Origin of the sequence: Geodermatophilus dictyosporus (genome assembly GCF_900115505.1) — a bacterium.
In the GTDB taxonomy this organism is placed as follows: domain Bacteria; phylum Actinomycetota; class Actinomycetes; order Mycobacteriales; family Geodermatophilaceae; genus Geodermatophilus; species Geodermatophilus dictyosporus.
Map to the genome: position 1 here is coordinate 124601 of NZ_FOWQ01000009.1, position 16721 is coordinate 141321.

Consider the following 16721-nt stretch of genomic DNA (forward strand, 5'->3'; position numbering starts at 1 on the left):
CGGGGGAGGAGCTGGGCCGCCCCGGTGCGGCGGCTGCCGGTCGGCTGTGAAGCGGTCCCCGCTTAGTGTCGGGTGCGTGCGAGCCGTGGGAGTGACCGAGTTCGGCGGGCCCGAGGCCCTCACCGTCGTCGACGTCCCGGACGAGCCCCTCGGGCCCGGGCAGGTGCGGGTGCGGGTGCGCGCGGCCGCCGTCAGCCCCACCGACACCCACCTGCGCGAGGGCGCCTACGCCGGGCGCGACCCGGTGAAGACGCCGCCGTGGGTGCCCGGCATGGACGCCGCCGGCGAGGTGGTCGAGGTGGGCGAGGGCGTCGACCGGGTGCGGGTGGGCGACGCGGTGATGGCGGTCGTCGTCCCCACCGGCGCGCACGGCGGCTACCGCGAGGACCTCGTGCTGCCGGCCGGGTCCGTGGCCCGGGTGCCCGCGGGGGCCGACGCCGTCGCCGCGTGCACGCTGCCGATGAACGGCCTGACCGCGCGCCTGGCGCTCGACCACATGGCGCTGCCGCCCGGCTCGGTGGTCGCGGTGACCGGCGCGGCCGGCGCCTTCGGCGGCTACGTGGTCGAGCTGGCCAAGGCGGACGGGCACACCGTCGTCGCCGACGCGTCGGAGGCCGACGAGCGGCTGGTGCGCGACCTCGGCGCCGACGTCGTCGTCCGGCGCGGGGACGACGTCGCCGAGCGGATCCGCGCGCAGTTCCCCGACGGCGTCGACGGGCTGGCCGACGGGTCGGTGCAGGACGCGCTCGTGCTCCCCGCGGTCCGCGACGGCGGGAAGGTGGCCACCGTGCGCGGCTACCGCGGCGACGGATCGGGCCGCGTCGAGGTGTTCCCGACGCTGGTGCGCCACTACGCCGAGAACGGCGCCGCGCTCGACCGGCTGCGCGAGCAGGTGGAGTCCGGCGCGGTGACGCTGCGGGTGGCCCGCACCTTCGCGCCCGGGGAGGCGCCCGGGGCGCACCGCACCCTGGCCCGCGGCGGGGTGCGCGGGCGGCTGGTGCTCACCTTCTGAGCCGCCGCTGGCCCCGGTCGCGGCCGGCCGGGCGGGCCTGCCAGGGTGAGGGGAGTCCCGGAGCAGCGGTGCCCGGGCCGACCGCGGAGGTGGCGCACATGGTGCACAGGCTCGTCGTCAGCTACGGACAGCCCGAGGACCCAGCTCAGTTCGACGCCTACTACCGCGACACGCACACGCCGCTCGCGGTGCAGATGCCCGGGCTGGTGCGGCTCACCACCGGCCGGCCGCAGTCGATGGACCCCTCGCAGCCCGCGCCCTACCTCGTCGCCGAGCTCGACTTCGACTCCGAGCAGGCGATGGGCGCCGCCTTCGCCTCCGACCAGGGCAAGGTGACCGCGCGGGACGTGCCGAAGTTCGCCAGCGGCGGCGCCACCATGACCCACTACGAGGTGACCGAGGTGCACGTCTCCCGGTGAACGGCGCCCAGGCCCTCATCCGCACCCTCGTCGACGCCGGCGTCGACGTCTGCTTCGCCAACCCCGGCACCTCGGAGATGCACTTCGTCGCCGCGCTCGACGACGTGCCGGAGATGCGCGGCGTGCTCACCCTGTTCGAGGGGGTCGCCACCGGGGCCGCCGACGGCTGGGCCCGCATGACCGGCCGCCCCGCCGCCACCCTGCTGCACCTCGGACCGGGCATGGGCAACGGGCTGGCCAACCTGCACAACGCCCGCCGCGGCCGGACGCCGATGGTCAACGTCGTCGGCGACCACACCCGCTCGCACAAGCGGCTCGACGCGCCGCTGGAGAGCGACATCGACGCGGTGGCCGGCACGGTGTCGGGCTGGGTCCGCCGGTCGCTGACCCCCGAGGACGTCGCCGCCGACGCCGCCGACGCCGTCGCCGCGGCCGCGCGCGGGCAGATCGCCACGCTGGTGCTGCCCGCCGACGTGTCGTGGTCCGACGGCGCCGCGGTCGCCGACCCGGTGCCGCCGCGGCCCCGGCCGCAGGTGTCTCCCGCCGGAGTGGCCGACGTGGCGACCGCAGTGGGGTCCGGCGAGCCGACCGTGCTGCTGCTCGGCGGCGACGTGGTGGCGTCGGAGGCCGGGCTGCTCGCCGCCGGGCGGGTGGCCGCGGGCACCGGCGTCCGGCTCCTGGCCGAGACGTTCCCGGCGCGGATGGTGCGCGGCGCGGGCCTGCCGGACGTCGGCAAGCTGCCCTACCCCCCGGAGGTGGCGATCAAGGCGCTGGCCGGCACCCGGCACCTGGTGCTGGCCGGCGCCACCTCGCCGGTGCACTTCTTCGGCTACCCCGGCGTCCCGGGGACGCCGGTGCCCGACGACTGCACCGTGCACGTGCTGTCGGCGCCCGGCGAGGACGGCGTCGCCGCGCTCGAGGAGCTCGCCGGCCAGGTGGCCGGAGACGCCGAGCCGCAGCTGCTCGAGGCCTCCCGCCCGGAGCTGCCCACCGGGCGCCTGACGCCGCGGGCGGTGTCGGCGGTGGTCGGGGCGCTGCTGCCCGAGCGGGCGGTCGTGGTCGACGAGGCGATCACCTCCGGCGTCGGCATCGCCGAGCTCACCTCGGGCGCGCCGCGGCACGACTGGCTGGCGCTGACCGGCGGGGCGATCGGCGACGGCCTGCCGATGGCCGTCGGCGCGGCGGTGGCCTGCCCCGACCGGCCGGTGCTGGTCCTGCAGGCCGACGGCAGCGCGATGTACACCGTCCAGGCGCTGTGGACGATGGCCCGCGAGCAGCTCGACGTCACCGTCGTCCTCTACGACAACGCGTCCTACGCGATCCTGCAGGGCGAGCTGGCCCGCGTCGGCGCCAGCGGCGGGGGAGAGCGTGCCGGGCAGCTGCTCGACCTCGGCGGCCCCACGCTGGACTTCGTCTCCCTCGCCACCGGGATGGGCGTGCCGGCCACCCGCGCCGAGACCGCCGAGGAGCTCGCCGGGCAGCTGCGGACGGCGCTGGCCGAGCCCGGCCCGCACCTGGTCCAGGCGGTGCTGCGACCGGCGGGCTGAGCGGGCGGCACCCCCATGGGGGGAGCGGCGGACGACTCGGTTCCAGTCCGGCCCGGGTCCGGCCGATGAGCTCTGCGTGTCACCGACCCCCAGGGCTGCCGACCGCACCGTCGGCAGCTCCCCGACGCCCCCGGGCCGTCCGCGCGCCGTCCTCGGCGCGGCCGGTGCGCTCGCCGCGGTCGGCCTCCTGGGTCAGGCGCTGCTGCCCGGCACGGTCGCCCGCACCTCGACCTACCTCGCCGTCGTGGCGCTGGCCGTGGCCCTCGCCGTGGCCGGCTCCCGGCGCGGCGACGCGCGGCCGGCCACCCGGCTGGTCGCCCTCGGCGTGGCACTGTCCGCGGCCGGCGACCTCGTCTGGCAGCTGCACCACTCGCTGGCGGGCGCCACCGGCGTCACCTGCCCGGCCGACGTCCTCTGGCTGGCCTCCTACGGCGTCCTCGCCGCCGGCCTCTGGCGGCTCGCGCACGGCGAGGGCACCAGCCGGGCGCAGCAGCTGGCCGGCTGGATCGACGCGGTCGTCGTGCTGGTCGCGGCCCTGCTGGTCGCCTGGCAGCTCTCCATCTCGGCGACCGTGCAGGACGGCTCGCTCTCCGTGCTCGACCGGGTGGTGCAGGCGCTCTACCCGGCGGCCGACGCCGCGCTCATCGCGGTGGTCGTCCGCCTGGTGGCCACCCGGCGCCGGGGGGACCGGACGCCGCTGGTCGCCGCGGTGGCGTGCGCCTGCTGGCTGTACTCCGACGTCGTCCTCCTCCTGCAGTCGGGCAACGACGGCTTCGGCTCGTGGACCGACTCCGGCTGGCTGCTCGGCTCCCTGCTCCTGGCCGCGGTCACCTGGGTCCGGCCGGCCGTGCCGGCCCCTGCCGCGACCGGTGTGGACGACGGGCGCTCGGGCCTGGGCCGGCTGGCCGTCTGCCTCGCCGCGCTGGTGGTGCCGCCGAGCGTCGACGTCGTGTCCCACCTCGGCGGCCGCTCCGCCGGCCTCGCGGCCTTCGTCAGCACGGTCCTGCTGGCGGTCCTGGTCTTCGCGCGGGCGGCGCTGCTGCTGCGCTCCGAGGCCCGCGCCCGCGCCCTGGTCCGCTCGCGGGAGCAGTACGCCGCCAAGCTCGCCGCCTGGTCGGCCGACGCGGTGGTGGTCGTCGACCGGGAGCGCCGCTTCCTCAGCGACCCCGCCCCGCTGGCCGCGCTGCTGGGCGTCGAGCCGTCGGCGCTGGTCACCGTGCACGACGCCGTCCGGATCGCCGGGGCCGACCCCGGGCGCGCCGACGCCTTCTTCCAGCAGGTGCTCGCCGCCGGCGGCACCGTCGTCGACGGCGAGCTGGTCACCCGCCGCCGCGGCGAGGACCGCTGGCTGGGCATCCGGATGGTCGACCTCACCGACGACGGCGACGTCCGCGGCATCGTCCTGCACGTCACCGACGTGACCAGCCGCCGCAGCGCCGAGCGGATGCTGGTGCACACCAGCCTGCACGACGGGCTGACCGGCCTGGCCAACCGCACGCTGTTCACCGACCGCGTCGGCCAGGCGCTGCTGCGCACCGTGCGCGGCGGCGGCACGGCCGCGGTGGTCACCGTGGACCTCGACGGCTTCAAGGCGGTCAACGACACCCTCGGTCACGACGTCGGCGACCAGCTGCTCTTCGAGGTGGCCGGGCGGCTGCGCGCCGCCGTGCGCGCCGACGACACGGTGGCCCGGCTCGGCGGCGACGAGTTCGCCGTGCTCGTCGAGCAGCCCGGCGACGGCGAGGCGCAGGCCGTGACGACCGCGGAGCGGCTGCTGGAGGTGCTCACCCGGCCGATCCAGGTCGACGGCACCTCGGTCACCGTGACCGCCGCCGTGGGCATCGCCGTCGGCCGCGGGGACGTGACCGCCGGCTCGCTCATCGCCGACGCCGACCTCGCGCTGCAGGCCGCCCGGTCCGACGGCCGGGGCGGGGTGCGGCGCTACGACCCGGGCATGCGCGCGGCCGCCGAGGCCGCCCGGGAGCTGGAGCAGGAGCTGCGCGGCGCACTGGAGCGCGGCGAGTTCCGCCTGGTGTACCAGCCGGTGGTGACCCTGGCCGACCGGCGGGTGACCGGCTTCGAGGCGCTGCTGCGCTGGGCGTCGCCGCGGCTGGGCCCAGTGGGCCCCGACCGGTTCGTCCCCGCGGCCGAGGCGGCCGGCCTGATCGGCGAGATCGGCGCGTGGGTGCTGCGCGAGGCGTGCACGACCGCCGCCGCGTGGCGGCGGGCCCACCCGCGCGCCGGTGACCTGACGATCGCGGTCAACGTGTCGGCCGCGCAGCTGACCTCGGCGGGCCTGGTCGACCAGATCGCGGTGGCGCTCGCCGAGAGCGGCCTGCCCGCCGGCGCGCTGGTGCTGGAGGTGACCGAGACCGCGCTGGTCCGAGACCCCGAGCACGCGGCCGCGTCGCTGACGGCGCTGCGGGCGCTGGGCGTGCGGCTCGCGCTCGACGACTTCGGCACCGGCTACTCCTCGCTGGCGCACCTGCGGCAGTTCACCGTCGACGTGCTCAAGATCGACCGCTCGTTCGTGAGCACGATGGCCGAGGGCGAGGTGATGCCGGCGATCGTGCGCGGCACCATCGACCTGGGTCGCACCCTGGGCCTGGAGGTGCTGGCCGAGGGCGTGGAGCACGACCACCAGGCGCGGCTGCTGGCCGAGGGGCGGTGCGACTCGGCGCAGGGCTACCTGTTCGCCCGGCCGCTGGAGCGCCCCGACGCCGAGGCCGTGCTGCTCGAGCAGGCCGCCTGCCCGGGCGCCGCCGTACCCTCGCCGCGAGGTCCGCGGCCGGTGCGCAGCCCCGCCTGACGCCCGGCACCGGGACCGTCCCCCGGTCGGGTGGTGTGCACCACGCCGACCGTCACCAGCGTCCGTGCTCCCGACACCTGACCACCGACGCCGAGAGCAGCCTCGGGCGCAGGCGCGGTCGTCGGCGCGGGGAGAGCGCCGACCTGCACCAGGAGCCGGCCAGGTTCCGGCACTCCGTGAGCTCGACGATCTCCCCCCCCCCCCCCCCCCCCCCCCCCCCCCCCCCCCCGCGGATCCGGCCGGCGCCTGCGCCGACGATGCGGAAGGAGCGGTGGGTCGCGGGCAGGCCCGGCACGTCGCCGGTGTGCACGCCGGTCATGGCCCACTGCTTGGTGGAGGAGTCGCCGTCGACCAGGACGTCGATCACCTCGTCGCGGGGCCGCATCCCGGGTACGCGACCGCCATCTCCACGTCCGCGACGGCCGGTGGTGTGCGCTGAGGGCGCACTCCCTGGACCGGAGTCTGCCGTCAGCGCACACCGTCACCCGGGGCGGCCGGTGTGCCGGGCCGTCGGTCGCCCGGTCGGGTGGTGTGCGCGGCCGCTGTCCACAGATCGGCTGACGAGGCGCCCACGCCGCGTCGCCGCCGACCTATCGTCCCGTCGTCCTGGAGGTGGAACGGCGGGTCGACGGGGGTGCGGTGCCGACTGCGACGAGCGCGCTCGACGTCGTCGACGGCGAGGTGCGCGAGCTGATCCGCCGCCGCGGCCTGGACCCCTTCACCGACCCCGCGCCGGTGCGGGTGCTGGTGCGCGACGTGGTCGCCGACTACTCCGAGCGGTCGCTCACCTCGGCGCTGCCGCCGATCGGTGATCCCGACGCGGTGGTGCGCGACGTGCTCGACCGGGTGGCCGGGTTCGGGCCGCTGCAGCGCTGGTTCGACGACCCCGAGGTCGAGGAGATCTGGGTCAACGAGCCCGGCCGGGTCTTCGTGGCGCGGCGGGGCCGCAGCGAGCTGACCACCACGATCCTGGGGGCGGGGCAGCTGGCCGACCTGGTGGAGCGGATGCTGCGCACCTCGGGACGGCGCATCGACATGAGCCAGCCCTTCGTCGACGCGGTGCTGCCCGACGGGTCGCGGCTGCACGTGGTCATCCCCGACATCATTGCGGCATGATCCGCTGACCTGCCAAGACGGCTTTCATCGCCGTCCTGACCTGCGCGTATAGGTGTCGGGAGCCGTGGGCTGACGATGGCTTGTCGTGGACGACTTGCGGATTATCTGCGGACTCCGTGCGGACCAACGCCGCCCCATCATCGCCCCGGGGTGTGGGTCCTGACGGCTTCAGGACGCCGCCCCCACCCGGTCAGCGTGCCAGCTGCCTCGGTCGCCAGAAGGGCGCTTCGCGTCCCTACGGGATCGGCCTGCGGCCGACCCTTCCCCCGAGCAGCGGCAGCTGGATGGAGCGGGTTGTGGGAAGCGCCGGGGGGTGTGGACGGCGAGACACGGCAGCCCGGTCACCACGCGGAGGCTGGCTTCGGACAGACTCTCCGAGGCTTTGAGCATGGAACACCGGCCTGACTGTGCGAGCTCGTGAAGGACATGGTCGTCCGGGTCGACCCGGGCCAAATGTGGACACCAACGATCGCTTACCCAATCCCCAGCTGTCTGTTACGCCTGCATCGGGGGCAGAGCGCGCAGCTTGCGGGGATCGGCAGGCAGGGTTTCCCAGGTGATCTCCTGTTCGATCACGGGCATCTCGGCCATGGTGACCCGCTCTCGAAATAGAGCGAGGGTCTGGCCCAAGCCGGTTGCGGCCGGTGCCAGAACGCCGTGGAGTTCCAGTTGGTGAGCGGCGGCGGCCACGCGCTGGCAGGCGGTGTAGTCGTCGACGTTCGAGCGTAGGTCGACCTCGGTCAGCCCAACGGCGGCCAGGTTGCCGGCCACGGTCAGGTCGAGCACCTGGTCCACGGTGACGGAGACGGTGTAGAGCCGGCGGGGCTGCACCAGCTCGGCAGGGATGCCGTACTCCTCGACGAGGTGGCGGTAGGCCTCGGCGGTGACCGAGGCGACCGGGCGGCCGAGGTAGATGACCGGGAAGTTCTCTCCCCAGCGACCTTGGTCGCCACCGGCGAACGCGTCGCGGTTGAGCGCGGCGTGGCGGTGGAAGGTGCCCTGCACGCGCACGGGCTGTACTGAGGCGACGCGTTCGGCGGTGGACCTGAGCATGTCAGCGGACCTTCGGTCCGCCGGCCAGGCGCTGAACCAGTTGCAGCACTGTCTGGAACTCTCCGTCCTTCAGAACGTCCAGTGGTCGGCGCCCATCGAGAGCTCGCTGACGTGAGTGCAGCCAGATGTCAACGCCCTCGGGCTTGTAGACATCCGACAGCTCCTCGATGACGTACTGCAGTTCCAGCAGGCGATCCCGCTTGGCGCCCTCGGGTCTGGCGGTTCCGGCGGCCCACTTCTGGATGGCCCGCTCGCCGGCGCCGACGATCTCGCCGATCTCCGCCAAGGTCAGCGCTCGGCGGGTGTCTGCCACGACATGGCGGTAGACGGGAGAGTCTCCAGACGGCTCCCGAGGGGTTGGTGTTGGCGCCGCCGAAGCGGCGTGGGTGGTGGGCATGGGTGGGTCCTCCTGAGGGTGGCGGCCGATCGCTATTCGGCTAGCCGGGTTCGACCATAGCGAGCCTCAGGGTTCACCGCTACGGACATGTTGAAGTTCGTGGTAGCGTTCACCCGGCGTGACGATCCGCGTCCACAGAGGAGGCGACATGGACCTGCTGATCCGAGCCGGTCGAGCCGATCACAAGCTCATCGAGAAGCTGTGCGCACCCGCCGCTACGGGGCTGTGGGCTCCTCGATCGCTTCCCTTGACCGGCGTGGTCGCCGACGCTCACGTCGCCGTCGAACGTCCCAGTCTTCGGGAGACGGCCGACGTGGCCGCGATTCCCTTCCTGGTGGACCCGTTGACCCCGCTGCTGACTGACGAGCAGGAGCCCGGCAAGGGCTGGGCGGCGCTCCCCTACGCTCAGCCGGAGAAGCTGTGCGCCGCCGACCTCGGTCACCACGAGCTTCAGGACGAACTGATCGATCAGGTGATCGGCTTCCAGCGGGAGCAGGGAGCCACCGTCCTCATCCCGCCCTACGTCTACGTCGACCGACGCAACAGTGCCTGGCTGGCGGTCAACCAGAACCTTCTGCAGCGGACCGCGCGCTACCTTGAGCGGGAGAACATCGACCTCCCCGTCGCTCCGGTCTTTGCTGCCTCCCTGCGCCAGTTCGGCCCCCAGGCCACGTGGTCAGCCGGCTTGGACCCGTTCCTGGCCGTCGCTGACCAGATGAACACTCGATACGTGGCCTTGTCCTTCTCCTGGGCCCAACAGCGCAAAGCCAGCTACGACGCGGTCGCCATGCTGATGACCGCGGTCCACCACGCCGCCACCGGACGGCGCGTCCTGCCCTGGCGCCAAGGGGTCTACGGCACCGCGCTGACCGGTGTGGGCGCGGCTGGCTACGAGACCGGCCCCGGGCATGCTGAAACCCTGCACTACCCGCAGTTGATGGCACGCCGGCGCCCGGCGGACAAGCCGCGCAAGGGCGGCGGGGGAGAGGCCAATGTCTACTTCACCGCCTTCGGCCGCAGCATCGACCGCAAGTACGCCGAGGCGCTGCTGTCCAACCGCCTCCTTAGGGCCCAGCTGGTCTGCCCGGAGAGCTCGTGCTGTCCCGACGGGGCCACGAGCATGACCAGTGACTGGCGCGAGCACGCCGTCCGGGCCCGTCATCACGAGCTCACCGACATCGACCGGATGCCGGCGTCTCCTAGCTGGCGACTGAACAAGATCGCCCGCGATGCCGAACAGTCCGCGGTCCAGGCGCGGGCGGCCAACGACGTCCTACAGGACAAGGGGGTGGCCTGGCGGCTGCCGGTGGATACGTACCGGCATGTGAGTGCGGTCGCCGACGACATCCGGGCCAACCTGGCCCACCGAGCAGCGTGAGACCAGGAAACATGGGAGACCGCGATGGTCAAGGGCGACGTGCACACCGTTCCGCACGGGAACGGCTGGGCGAACAAGGTCGAGCAGTAGCCCGGAGCCGTGACATGCAGGGGATCGGCTTTCGGCGGCGGCAAGGTTGCCTGCTCAAGGTGGCCGGCCGGTGGGCCTGCCACGGCGACGTCTCCCGACTGCGACGGCTACCTGTCGGTGGGAAGATTCGCCTCGATCAGCGAGGCTGGTCGGTAGTCGCCCGGGGTCGGTGAGACTACCGCGCCGACCGGCAGCTTGAGCTGGGCATGTATCGGGCGATGGTTCTGGCCGTGGTGCAGCCACTCAGAAACGTCGGCGGTGTGCGGCAGCGACCGCAGTCCGGGCTCTAGGAAGCTCAGCGTCCAACTGAACGGTGCGAGTGCGGCCTCGCTGAACACCACGCACCCGTCCGGATCAGCCTGGCAGACCGGACTGGATAGCCGCGCACGGGTGCCGAGCACGACTGTCAGTCCAAGCCGCAGCGTCGACGGCAACGGGGTGCCGGGTTGCCGCACGACATTGGTCAGCTCCGGGTAGCGACGCAGTAGCCGGTCATGGACGGCGACGTCCATCACGGTGACCAACCCCGCACGCGCCACGTCGCCCAGCGCCCAGCCGGCTAGATCTAGGTCCAGCCCGCCGACAGCGTGCCCCAACGCGGCAAAGGCGCCGTCCACCTGCTTACGCAGGGCGGCCGCCAGTTGGCCGTACTCGAGGATGTAGCGCTGGCCGACAAACTCGTTGCACGGCTTGCACAGGACATACCCACCGACCCCGCGCTGCGCCGGGGTCCAGCCGGTCTTCGGAAAGTTCAGCGGTTGGTCGGACGTCAGTAGCGGCAGGCCCGGCGAACTGCGCGCGCGCCGATCGTTGCCGGCCGAGCTGGGCGGGATGTGTTCAAAGGTCAGCGTCGCAGTGGCGCCGCAGATTCGGCACAGACCGGTGTGCCGGTCAGGGGGCGCGAACGCGTGCGGCCTGTCGATGCCGTCCAGCAACTCGGCGAGCAGGTCGGTGGCGACCGCGTAGCCGGGCGGGGTGACGCGAGGCAGGTTGTCGCCGACCCGCACGAGCAGCTGGATCGGCGGCGCCTCGTTGTTCGTACTGTTCAACCCGTCGCTTGATGGATTTGCGGTTTGACCGACAGGCTCGTCGTCTGACCGGCCCTCGTCGTCGCGTCGCATGTACTGATTCTCGCGGCTGGCAGGGCCTAGCGTCGCGCCAAAAGCCGGGTTGTGCCGGGCCTGCGGTGCTCGACCCAAACGACGATCCCGATCCGAACTTGAGTGCGCCGGGTGAGCTCAGCTAACCCGGCGGCCACCGCGGCCAGCGGGCACGGGCCGGCCTGCCCGCGTGGGCGCCCGCCGGTCGTGCCTGTGGCATAACGCAGCGTGTCAGGACTGTCAGAGCGGTGTGCCAAGGTCATTGTCCGGTGCCGATCACGGCGCCGATCCCGGCTCGGCGTTGAATCAACCTTTCGACTTTGGAGTGGGTAACTACGCGGCTTGGAGGCACGTTCTCTCACTTGACCGAGGGTCGGCGCAGGGGAGGAGCAACGACCTTTGCGGCCTTCAGGCCCTCAACGCCATGCTGCTCGACAAGTCGCTTCATAAAGGCGACGTAGCGGAGGTATGCGACACCGTATGCGAGTGCAGGAGCGCCGGTGATCGTCAGTACCGACCAGATGTCCATCCCCGGCCTCCACATGCGCAGAGCTATCCCCTTCAGAGGGGGATGAGCCTTTCTGCAGTCGCGGTGGGGTGGACCGATCACGAATCTACCAGCCGGTTCGCACTTGCGAAAGTCGGAGGCGGTGGCCTTGCAGCCCGCGCGCCCTTCTCGTCCGCTTGATGGCGGCGGTGTAGTCGGGCTCCTGGGCGACGTGGGCGTACACGGCGTCCGTGAAGGCGATGGAGCTGTGCCCGAGCCACCGGCTCACGCTGAACATGTCATGCCGTCTGCAACCCACTGGCTGCCGCAGGTGTGCCGTAGATCGTGGAAGCGAACCCCGGTGCGCGCGCCAGCAGGCAGGCCCACGGCGGCCACCGCCGGGCGGTTAGATGTTGCGATAGATCGCCTGGGCGTTGCACAGGTGGTCCGCGCCCGCGCTGCCGTAGTCGCACCCGCTCCGACCCGGCCGAGCCACAGCGGGGCGTCCAGCTCATCGCGGCGCGGGTGGCCCGCCAGGTAGAGGCCAAGGTTGTGCAGCAGCTTGTCTTGAAGGATCGGAACCCGTCGCCGGCTCCTGGCGCTCTTGGGTCCTCGAAGACCCAGCCGGTGCCGGGCACGTTCTTCGCGGTGCGCTCCACCGCCACTTCTCGGCGCGCAATCGCAGATTCCGTAGGCGCAGGCCCGCCAGCTCACTCGTCCGCAGTCCGACCCCAGCCGCGAAACGGACCAGCAGCCCGTAGACCGGGTCCGCCTCTGCAACCTTTGCCGCCAGGGCGTCGACCTGCGCCCGGCTGAGGAAGTGCCCCTCGACCTTCTCGCGGCCGGTGGGCAGCGCCTCGGGCACCGCCGCAGCCTCACAAAGGTTCGACGGGATGACGTTGTGCCGCCGCGCGTCTTGGAAGGTCGCTTGCAGCGGGAAGAACGCCCGTCGAACGGTCGCGGGCATCAGCGGTTCTCCGTGGCAGCCTGGTCGTCCGGCGGCCGCTCGACATCCACGTTACCCGGGTCGCAGGAGGTCGGTAACGCGAGCTGGGGCACCCCGGAGCTGATCGTCGTCCGCACCTGCAACTGGAAGGAAAGCGACCTGTTCTCAGTCGACAATCGCCGTAAACAACCAACGACATGACGTCCGCAGCGTCTTCGTGCCCGCCCCTTCAGCCGTTTCCGGGCAAGCTCAATTCTTCACCAAATAGCGGCACGCATGCTACCCATAGCGGTAGTCCGAGCCCCGCTTCGCGGGGCCTACTGCCGTTTCTGGGGGTGGCGTGTTGGTCATTGTTGGGTGGCGTTGACAATGCACGGCGGCCTGAAGATCTACACCGGCGCTCCAGCGGCGGCCCGGCACTACGTGGAGGCCGGCCGGGGCCGAGCCGATGACTACTACCTCACCGAGGGGCCCGGAATCGCCCGCCGCTACACCGCCGCCGGCGGCAGGGTGGCCGAGCTCGCTGCGCTGACCGGGGACGGCTACGAGACCTGGGTCGCCGGCCTGGACCCCGACACCGGCGTAGCACGCGGTCGGCTGCGCACCGACGACCGGGCGGTGCGGTTCGTCGAGGTCGTGGTCAACGGACCGAAGTCCTGGTCGCTGGTCGCCGCCCTGCATCCCGACGTCGCTGCCGCCTACGACGCCGCGCAGGACCGCGCCGCGACCCAGATCATCGGCTGGCTCTCGCGGCACGCCACCACCCGGGTGGGGCCGCGAGGCGGTCAAGTCCAGGTACCTGTGGAGGTGCTGGAGGCGGTGAAGGTGCGGCACTACACCTCCCGCGCCGGCGATCCGCACCGGCATCTGCACTTGCAGGTCAACGCCCGGGTCTTCGCCGCCGGAAGTTGGCGGGGGCTGCACACCGTGGGCGTGCGGGATTTCCTCGCCGCGGTCAACGGGATCGGACATGCGGCGGCCGCCACTGACCTGCAGTTCCGGGCCGCCCTTGCCGCGCACGGCTACACCCTGGACCGCACTGGAGAAATACAGGAGCTCGCCGAGTACGTCGGTCCGTTCAGCGCCCGGGCGGCGCAGATAGGCCGCCATCGAGACCGGTACGAACAAGAGTGGACCGCGGCGCACCCCGGCAAGGTTCCCGGACCGGGGCTGCGGCGGGCCTGGGATGCCCGGGCGTGGGCCGAGGGCCGCCCGGACAAGGTCACCCCACAACCGGGTGCGGACCTCACCGCCCGGTGGGTGGGCGAGCTGGCCGCTCTGGGCTATCGCGACCGTGACCGCCCCGTGGACCTGGTCCCGACCCCGGTCGGCAGCATCGACCGGGACGACGAGGTGGGGACGGTGCTGACCCGGCTGGCCGCCGGCCGCTCGGCGTGGAACGCCGCCGATGTCCGCGGCGAGGTCGAGCAGCTGATCGCCGCCGCGGGCATCGTCGTCGACGCCGCAGTCCGCCTTGAGCTGGCCGAGGACCTCACCGCCCGGGCGATGGCGCGGTGTGTGCCGCTGCTGGACCGCGACGGCGGGCATGGTGCGGTGTCCGAGCACGTCCGGGCGTGGACGTCCCAGCCGGTGCTCGACGTGGAGGCCGACCTCACGGCCCGGTTCGCCACCCGCAGCGCTCCCTCACCGGCCAATCCGCGGCGAGGGCCGGAGCCGGCGCTGTCCCTGTCCGCGCCCGCGGGGCTGGACCCCGGCCAGGAGGCCGCGGCCGCCGCACTGGCCGGCGACCGGCCGCTAATCGTGATCGAGGGCGCGGCCGGTGCGGGGAAGACCTCCCTGCTGGCCGCCGCCCGCAACCTGCTCGCGGCCCAAGGCCGCCGGTTGACGGTGGTGACCCCGACGCTGAAGGCGGCCAAGGTCGCCGCCGCCGAGGTCGGCACCGCCACCGGCTCGGCGGCGTGGCTGGCCTTCCAGCACGGCTGGCGCTGGCCCAGCGACGGGATTTGGACCCGGCTGGCCGCCGGCGCCGCCGACCCGCTCACCGGCAATGTGTATGCCGGCCCGGAGCAGGAGGGCGCGCGGCTGCGGATGGGGGATCTGCTGGTGGTGGACGAGGCCGGAATGCTCGATCAGGACACCGCCCGGGTCCTGCTCACCATCGCCGACGAGCACCACGTGCGCGTGGCGCTGCTCGGCGACCGCCACCAGCTGGCCGCCGTCGGCCGCGGCGGCGTGCTGGACCTCGCCGTGCGGGAGGTCGACCCGCTTGGGCATCTGACCCTCGACGAGGTCCACCGCTTCACCCGCACCGACGACACCGGCCGGGTGCTCCCGGATGCCGCGTACGCCGAGCTGACTCTCGCCATGCGCACCGGCGAGGATCCGGGTGCGATGTTCGACGCCCTCGTGACCCGCGGCCAGATACGCCTGCACCCCGATCACGGCGCGCTGCAGCAGGCGCTGGCCGAACTCACCGCCGCGCATCACCGCGACGGCGAGCGCGTAGCGGTGGTGGTCGACACCCGCGAGCAGGCCGCCGAGCTCGGTGCCGCCATCCGGCAGCGGCTGGTCGCCGACGGCCGCGTCGACGACCGCGCCGCAGTCACCACCCGCGCCGGGCAGCGGATCGGCGCCGGCGACCGGATCGCCACCCGCCGCAACGACCGCGCCCTCAAGGTGGCCAACCGCGACACCTGGACCGTCACCGCCGTCGGCCGCCACGGCGAACTGATCGTCACCCCTGCCGACGCGGCTCCCGGTGACGTCACCCCCGGCGCCTCCACCCCTACGGGGGCGGGGCAGCGGGTGCTGCCCGCCGACTACGTCACTGCCCACGTGGAACTGGCCTACGCCAGCACCGCGCACGGAGTGCAAGGCGACACCGTGCCGGCGGCCCACACCGTGATCGGCGAGCACACCGGCGCGGCGTCGGCCTACGTCGGGATGACCCGCGGCCGCACCACCAACACCGCCCACCTGATCGCCGAGGACCCAGCCGAGGCGCGCAAGCAGTGGATCGCCGTGTTCGGCCGCGACCGGGCCGACCTCGGCCCCGGCCACGCCGCGCAGCTCGCCGCCGCCGAGGCCGCGCACTACGCCGCACCCCGCCCGCTCGAGCAGGTGCTCGCGGAGCTGCACCAGGCGTGGACGGCAGAGCAGCGCTGCCTCACCTGGCTCGCCGTCCTGCAGCCGATGCGCGAGGCCCTGGGAGAGCTCATCGGACTGCACCAGGACCTCAACGGTCAGCTGGCCGCCCTCACCGACGCTTGCCGGCAGGCGGAGACTGCTGCGCGGCAGGCGGCCGGGCGGGCCGCCGTCAGCGGGTCGCGGGTCGCCGCCGACGCCGACCGCATCCGGGACACGCTGCTCGGTCGCTGGGACACCGACCGCGACTCCGCACGGGCCGCGGCCACCGTGGTGCTGGGCGGCCCGGGCCAGTTCGGGCTGCGCCGGCCCACGCTGTCCCGCGCCGCCGAACACCTCACCGACTGGGCCAACCGGTGGCGCCTGCACCTCCCGGACCTGCCCACTGACCCCGGCCGGCTCGCGCAGGTCGCCGGCCGGCCCGACAACCGGCCGGCGCTGCAAGCGGCCTTAGGCGCCGCCGCCCGCCGCACCGCCGAAGACGCCCACCCCGAGCACGCCACGCTGCTCGCGGCTGCCCACGCCGCCCAGCACGCCCACGATCAGGCGAGGCGGGCTGTGGCCGAGGCCGGCCGCCGACGGGACCAACAGCTTGGCCGGTACGGAGCACTCGGCCGAACCCCGGATCCCATGGCGACGCTGGCCGACCTCGACCGTCAGATCGCCACCGCCCAGCAGGACCTGGCTGAGGCACATGCGCGCATCACCCAGCTGACGACTGAACCGGCTCTTCCCAGCCAGCCGACCGATCGGCTCGCCGCAGAGCGCCACGCCTGGCGCGCAGCCCGAGACGCCGACGCCCAGCGGCTGCCAACCCTTCCCTCGCGGCCGAACGCCTCAACCATAGGCGTCCCTCGCCCGCAGCCCGAGCGCCTTAAGCCGTCCGTCTACCAACGGGCAACCACTCCAGGCCTCGGACGATGAGCAGCGCCCTGTAGCCGCTGGGCCGCCGGTAGGCACCGCGTCAGGCGACGTTCGCCCCAAGCGGCCCACTCTGGGAGAAGTCGATTGGCCGCCAGATAACCCGGCGCTCTTACCAGCAGGGCCGCTCGGCTGCCCGAGTGGCCCTGCCGGCGCTGAGCAAGTGCACTCCCAGATCGTCGTTGTAGCCCGCTGAGCGGCTAAAGCAGTGAAGCACGGCCACGGGCACCAGCCACCAGTCGGATGCCGTGCCAACTGCGGCCCACCGTAAGCGGCGTCCGGCAGGGATTGGCCGCAGTACGACATGATCGACGCTGCGCTTGCGCCTGCCGACCTGGCGG

11 protein-coding genes are annotated in these 16721 nt (G+C 73.3%); 7 read left to right on the top strand and 4 right to left on the bottom strand.

The annotated features are described in order from the left end of the window. Window positions 1-76 precede the first annotated feature (76 nt). From BMZ33_RS19335 to BMZ33_RS19360, 5 genes are all read left to right on the top strand, one after another. Entirely contained in the window at window positions 77-1012 is a 936-nt protein-coding gene (locus tag BMZ33_RS19335; RefSeq protein WP_091114955.1) for an NADP-dependent oxidoreductase, read from the top strand. A gap of 98 nt (window positions 1013-1110) precedes the next feature. After that, window positions 1111-1431, top strand: a complete 321-nt coding sequence (locus BMZ33_RS19340; protein WP_091115303.1) for an EthD family reductase — start codon at window positions 1111-1113, stop codon at window positions 1429-1431. Next, on the top strand, window positions 1428-2978 hold the full coding sequence (locus BMZ33_RS19345) for an acetolactate synthase large subunit (RefSeq protein ID WP_091114958.1): 1551 nt from the start codon (window positions 1428-1430) through the stop codon (window positions 2976-2978). Before BMZ33_RS19340 ends, BMZ33_RS19345 begins: the two co-directional genes overlap by 4 nt. A 76-nt stretch (window positions 2979-3054) precedes the next feature. Further along, a complete protein-coding gene (locus BMZ33_RS19350; protein WP_091114968.1) occupies window positions 3055-5787 on the top strand; it encodes a putative bifunctional diguanylate cyclase/phosphodiesterase in 2733 nt (910 codons plus the stop codon). 639 nt (window positions 5788-6426) lie between these two features. Further along, window positions 6427-6903, top strand: coding sequence for an ATPase, T2SS/T4P/T4SS family (locus tag BMZ33_RS19360; protein ID WP_169064577.1), 477 nt, complete (start codon window positions 6427-6429; stop codon window positions 6901-6903). A 495-nt stretch (window positions 6904-7398) separates the two neighbouring features. Here BMZ33_RS19360 and BMZ33_RS19365 read toward each other — a convergent pair whose 3' ends face one another. Both BMZ33_RS19365 and BMZ33_RS19370 read right to left on the bottom strand, forming a co-directional pair. Continuing rightward, window positions 7399-7908 (bottom strand): RES family NAD+ phosphorylase, encoded by a 510-nt coding sequence (locus BMZ33_RS19365; RefSeq protein WP_169064578.1) that lies wholly within the window; start codon window positions 7906-7908, stop codon window positions 7399-7401. 49 nt (window positions 7909-7957) lie between these two features. Beyond that, window positions 7958-8269, bottom strand: coding sequence for an antitoxin Xre/MbcA/ParS toxin-binding domain-containing protein (locus tag BMZ33_RS19370; protein ID WP_169064579.1), 312 nt, complete (start codon window positions 8267-8269; stop codon window positions 7958-7960). 232 nt (window positions 8270-8501) lie between these two features. Here BMZ33_RS19370 and BMZ33_RS19375 point away from each other — a divergent pair, with 232 nt between their 5' ends. Next, window positions 8502-9731 carry a hypothetical protein gene (locus BMZ33_RS19375; protein WP_091114981.1) on the top strand — a complete coding sequence of 410 codons (1230 nt, stop codon included), beginning with the start codon at window positions 8502-8504 and terminating at the stop codon, window positions 9729-9731. A 197-nt stretch (window positions 9732-9928) separates the two neighbouring features. On the opposite strand, the gene BMZ33_RS19380 is transcribed toward BMZ33_RS19375, so the two are convergent. Both BMZ33_RS19380 and BMZ33_RS23525 read right to left on the bottom strand, forming a co-directional pair. Continuing rightward, the gene (locus BMZ33_RS19380) at window positions 9929-10942 is read right to left on the bottom strand and encodes a hypothetical protein (RefSeq protein ID WP_136697358.1); all 1014 of its coding nucleotides are present in this window, start codon (window positions 10940-10942) and stop codon (window positions 9929-9931) included. Between the two features lie 337 nt (window positions 10943-11279). Continuing rightward, window positions 11280-11450, bottom strand: coding sequence for a hypothetical protein (locus tag BMZ33_RS23525; RefSeq protein WP_169064580.1), 171 nt, complete (start codon window positions 11448-11450; stop codon window positions 11280-11282). 1273 nt (window positions 11451-12723) lie between these two features. Between BMZ33_RS23525 and mobF the strand changes: the two genes are divergently transcribed. Then, the gene (gene mobF / locus BMZ33_RS19385; RefSeq protein WP_244524305.1) at window positions 12724-16383 is read left to right on the top strand and encodes a MobF family relaxase; all 3660 of its coding nucleotides are present in this window, start codon (window positions 12724-12726) and stop codon (window positions 16381-16383) included. Window positions 16384-16721 lie beyond the last annotated feature (338 nt).

What these genes read in the sequence shown, in the direction of transcription:
- BMZ33_RS19340 (WP_091115303.1), top strand. Translation starts at nt 1,111, where the DNA reads ATGGTGCACAGGCTCGTCGTCAGCTACGGACAGCCCGAGGACCCAGCT.
- BMZ33_RS19375 (WP_091114981.1), top strand. Translation starts at nt 8,502, where the DNA reads ATGGACCTGCTGATCCGAGCCGGTCGAGCCGATCACAAGCTCATCGAG.
- BMZ33_RS19380 (WP_136697358.1), bottom strand. Translation starts at nt 10,942, where the DNA reads ATGCGACGCGACGACGAGGGCCGGTCAGACGACGAGCCTGTCGGTCAA.
- BMZ33_RS23525 (WP_169064580.1), bottom strand. Translation starts at nt 11,450, where the DNA reads ATGGACATCTGGTCGGTACTGACGATCACCGGCGCTCCTGCACTCGCA.
- mobF (WP_244524305.1), top strand. Translation starts at nt 12,724, where the DNA reads ATGCACGGCGGCCTGAAGATCTACACCGGCGCTCCAGCGGCGGCCCGG.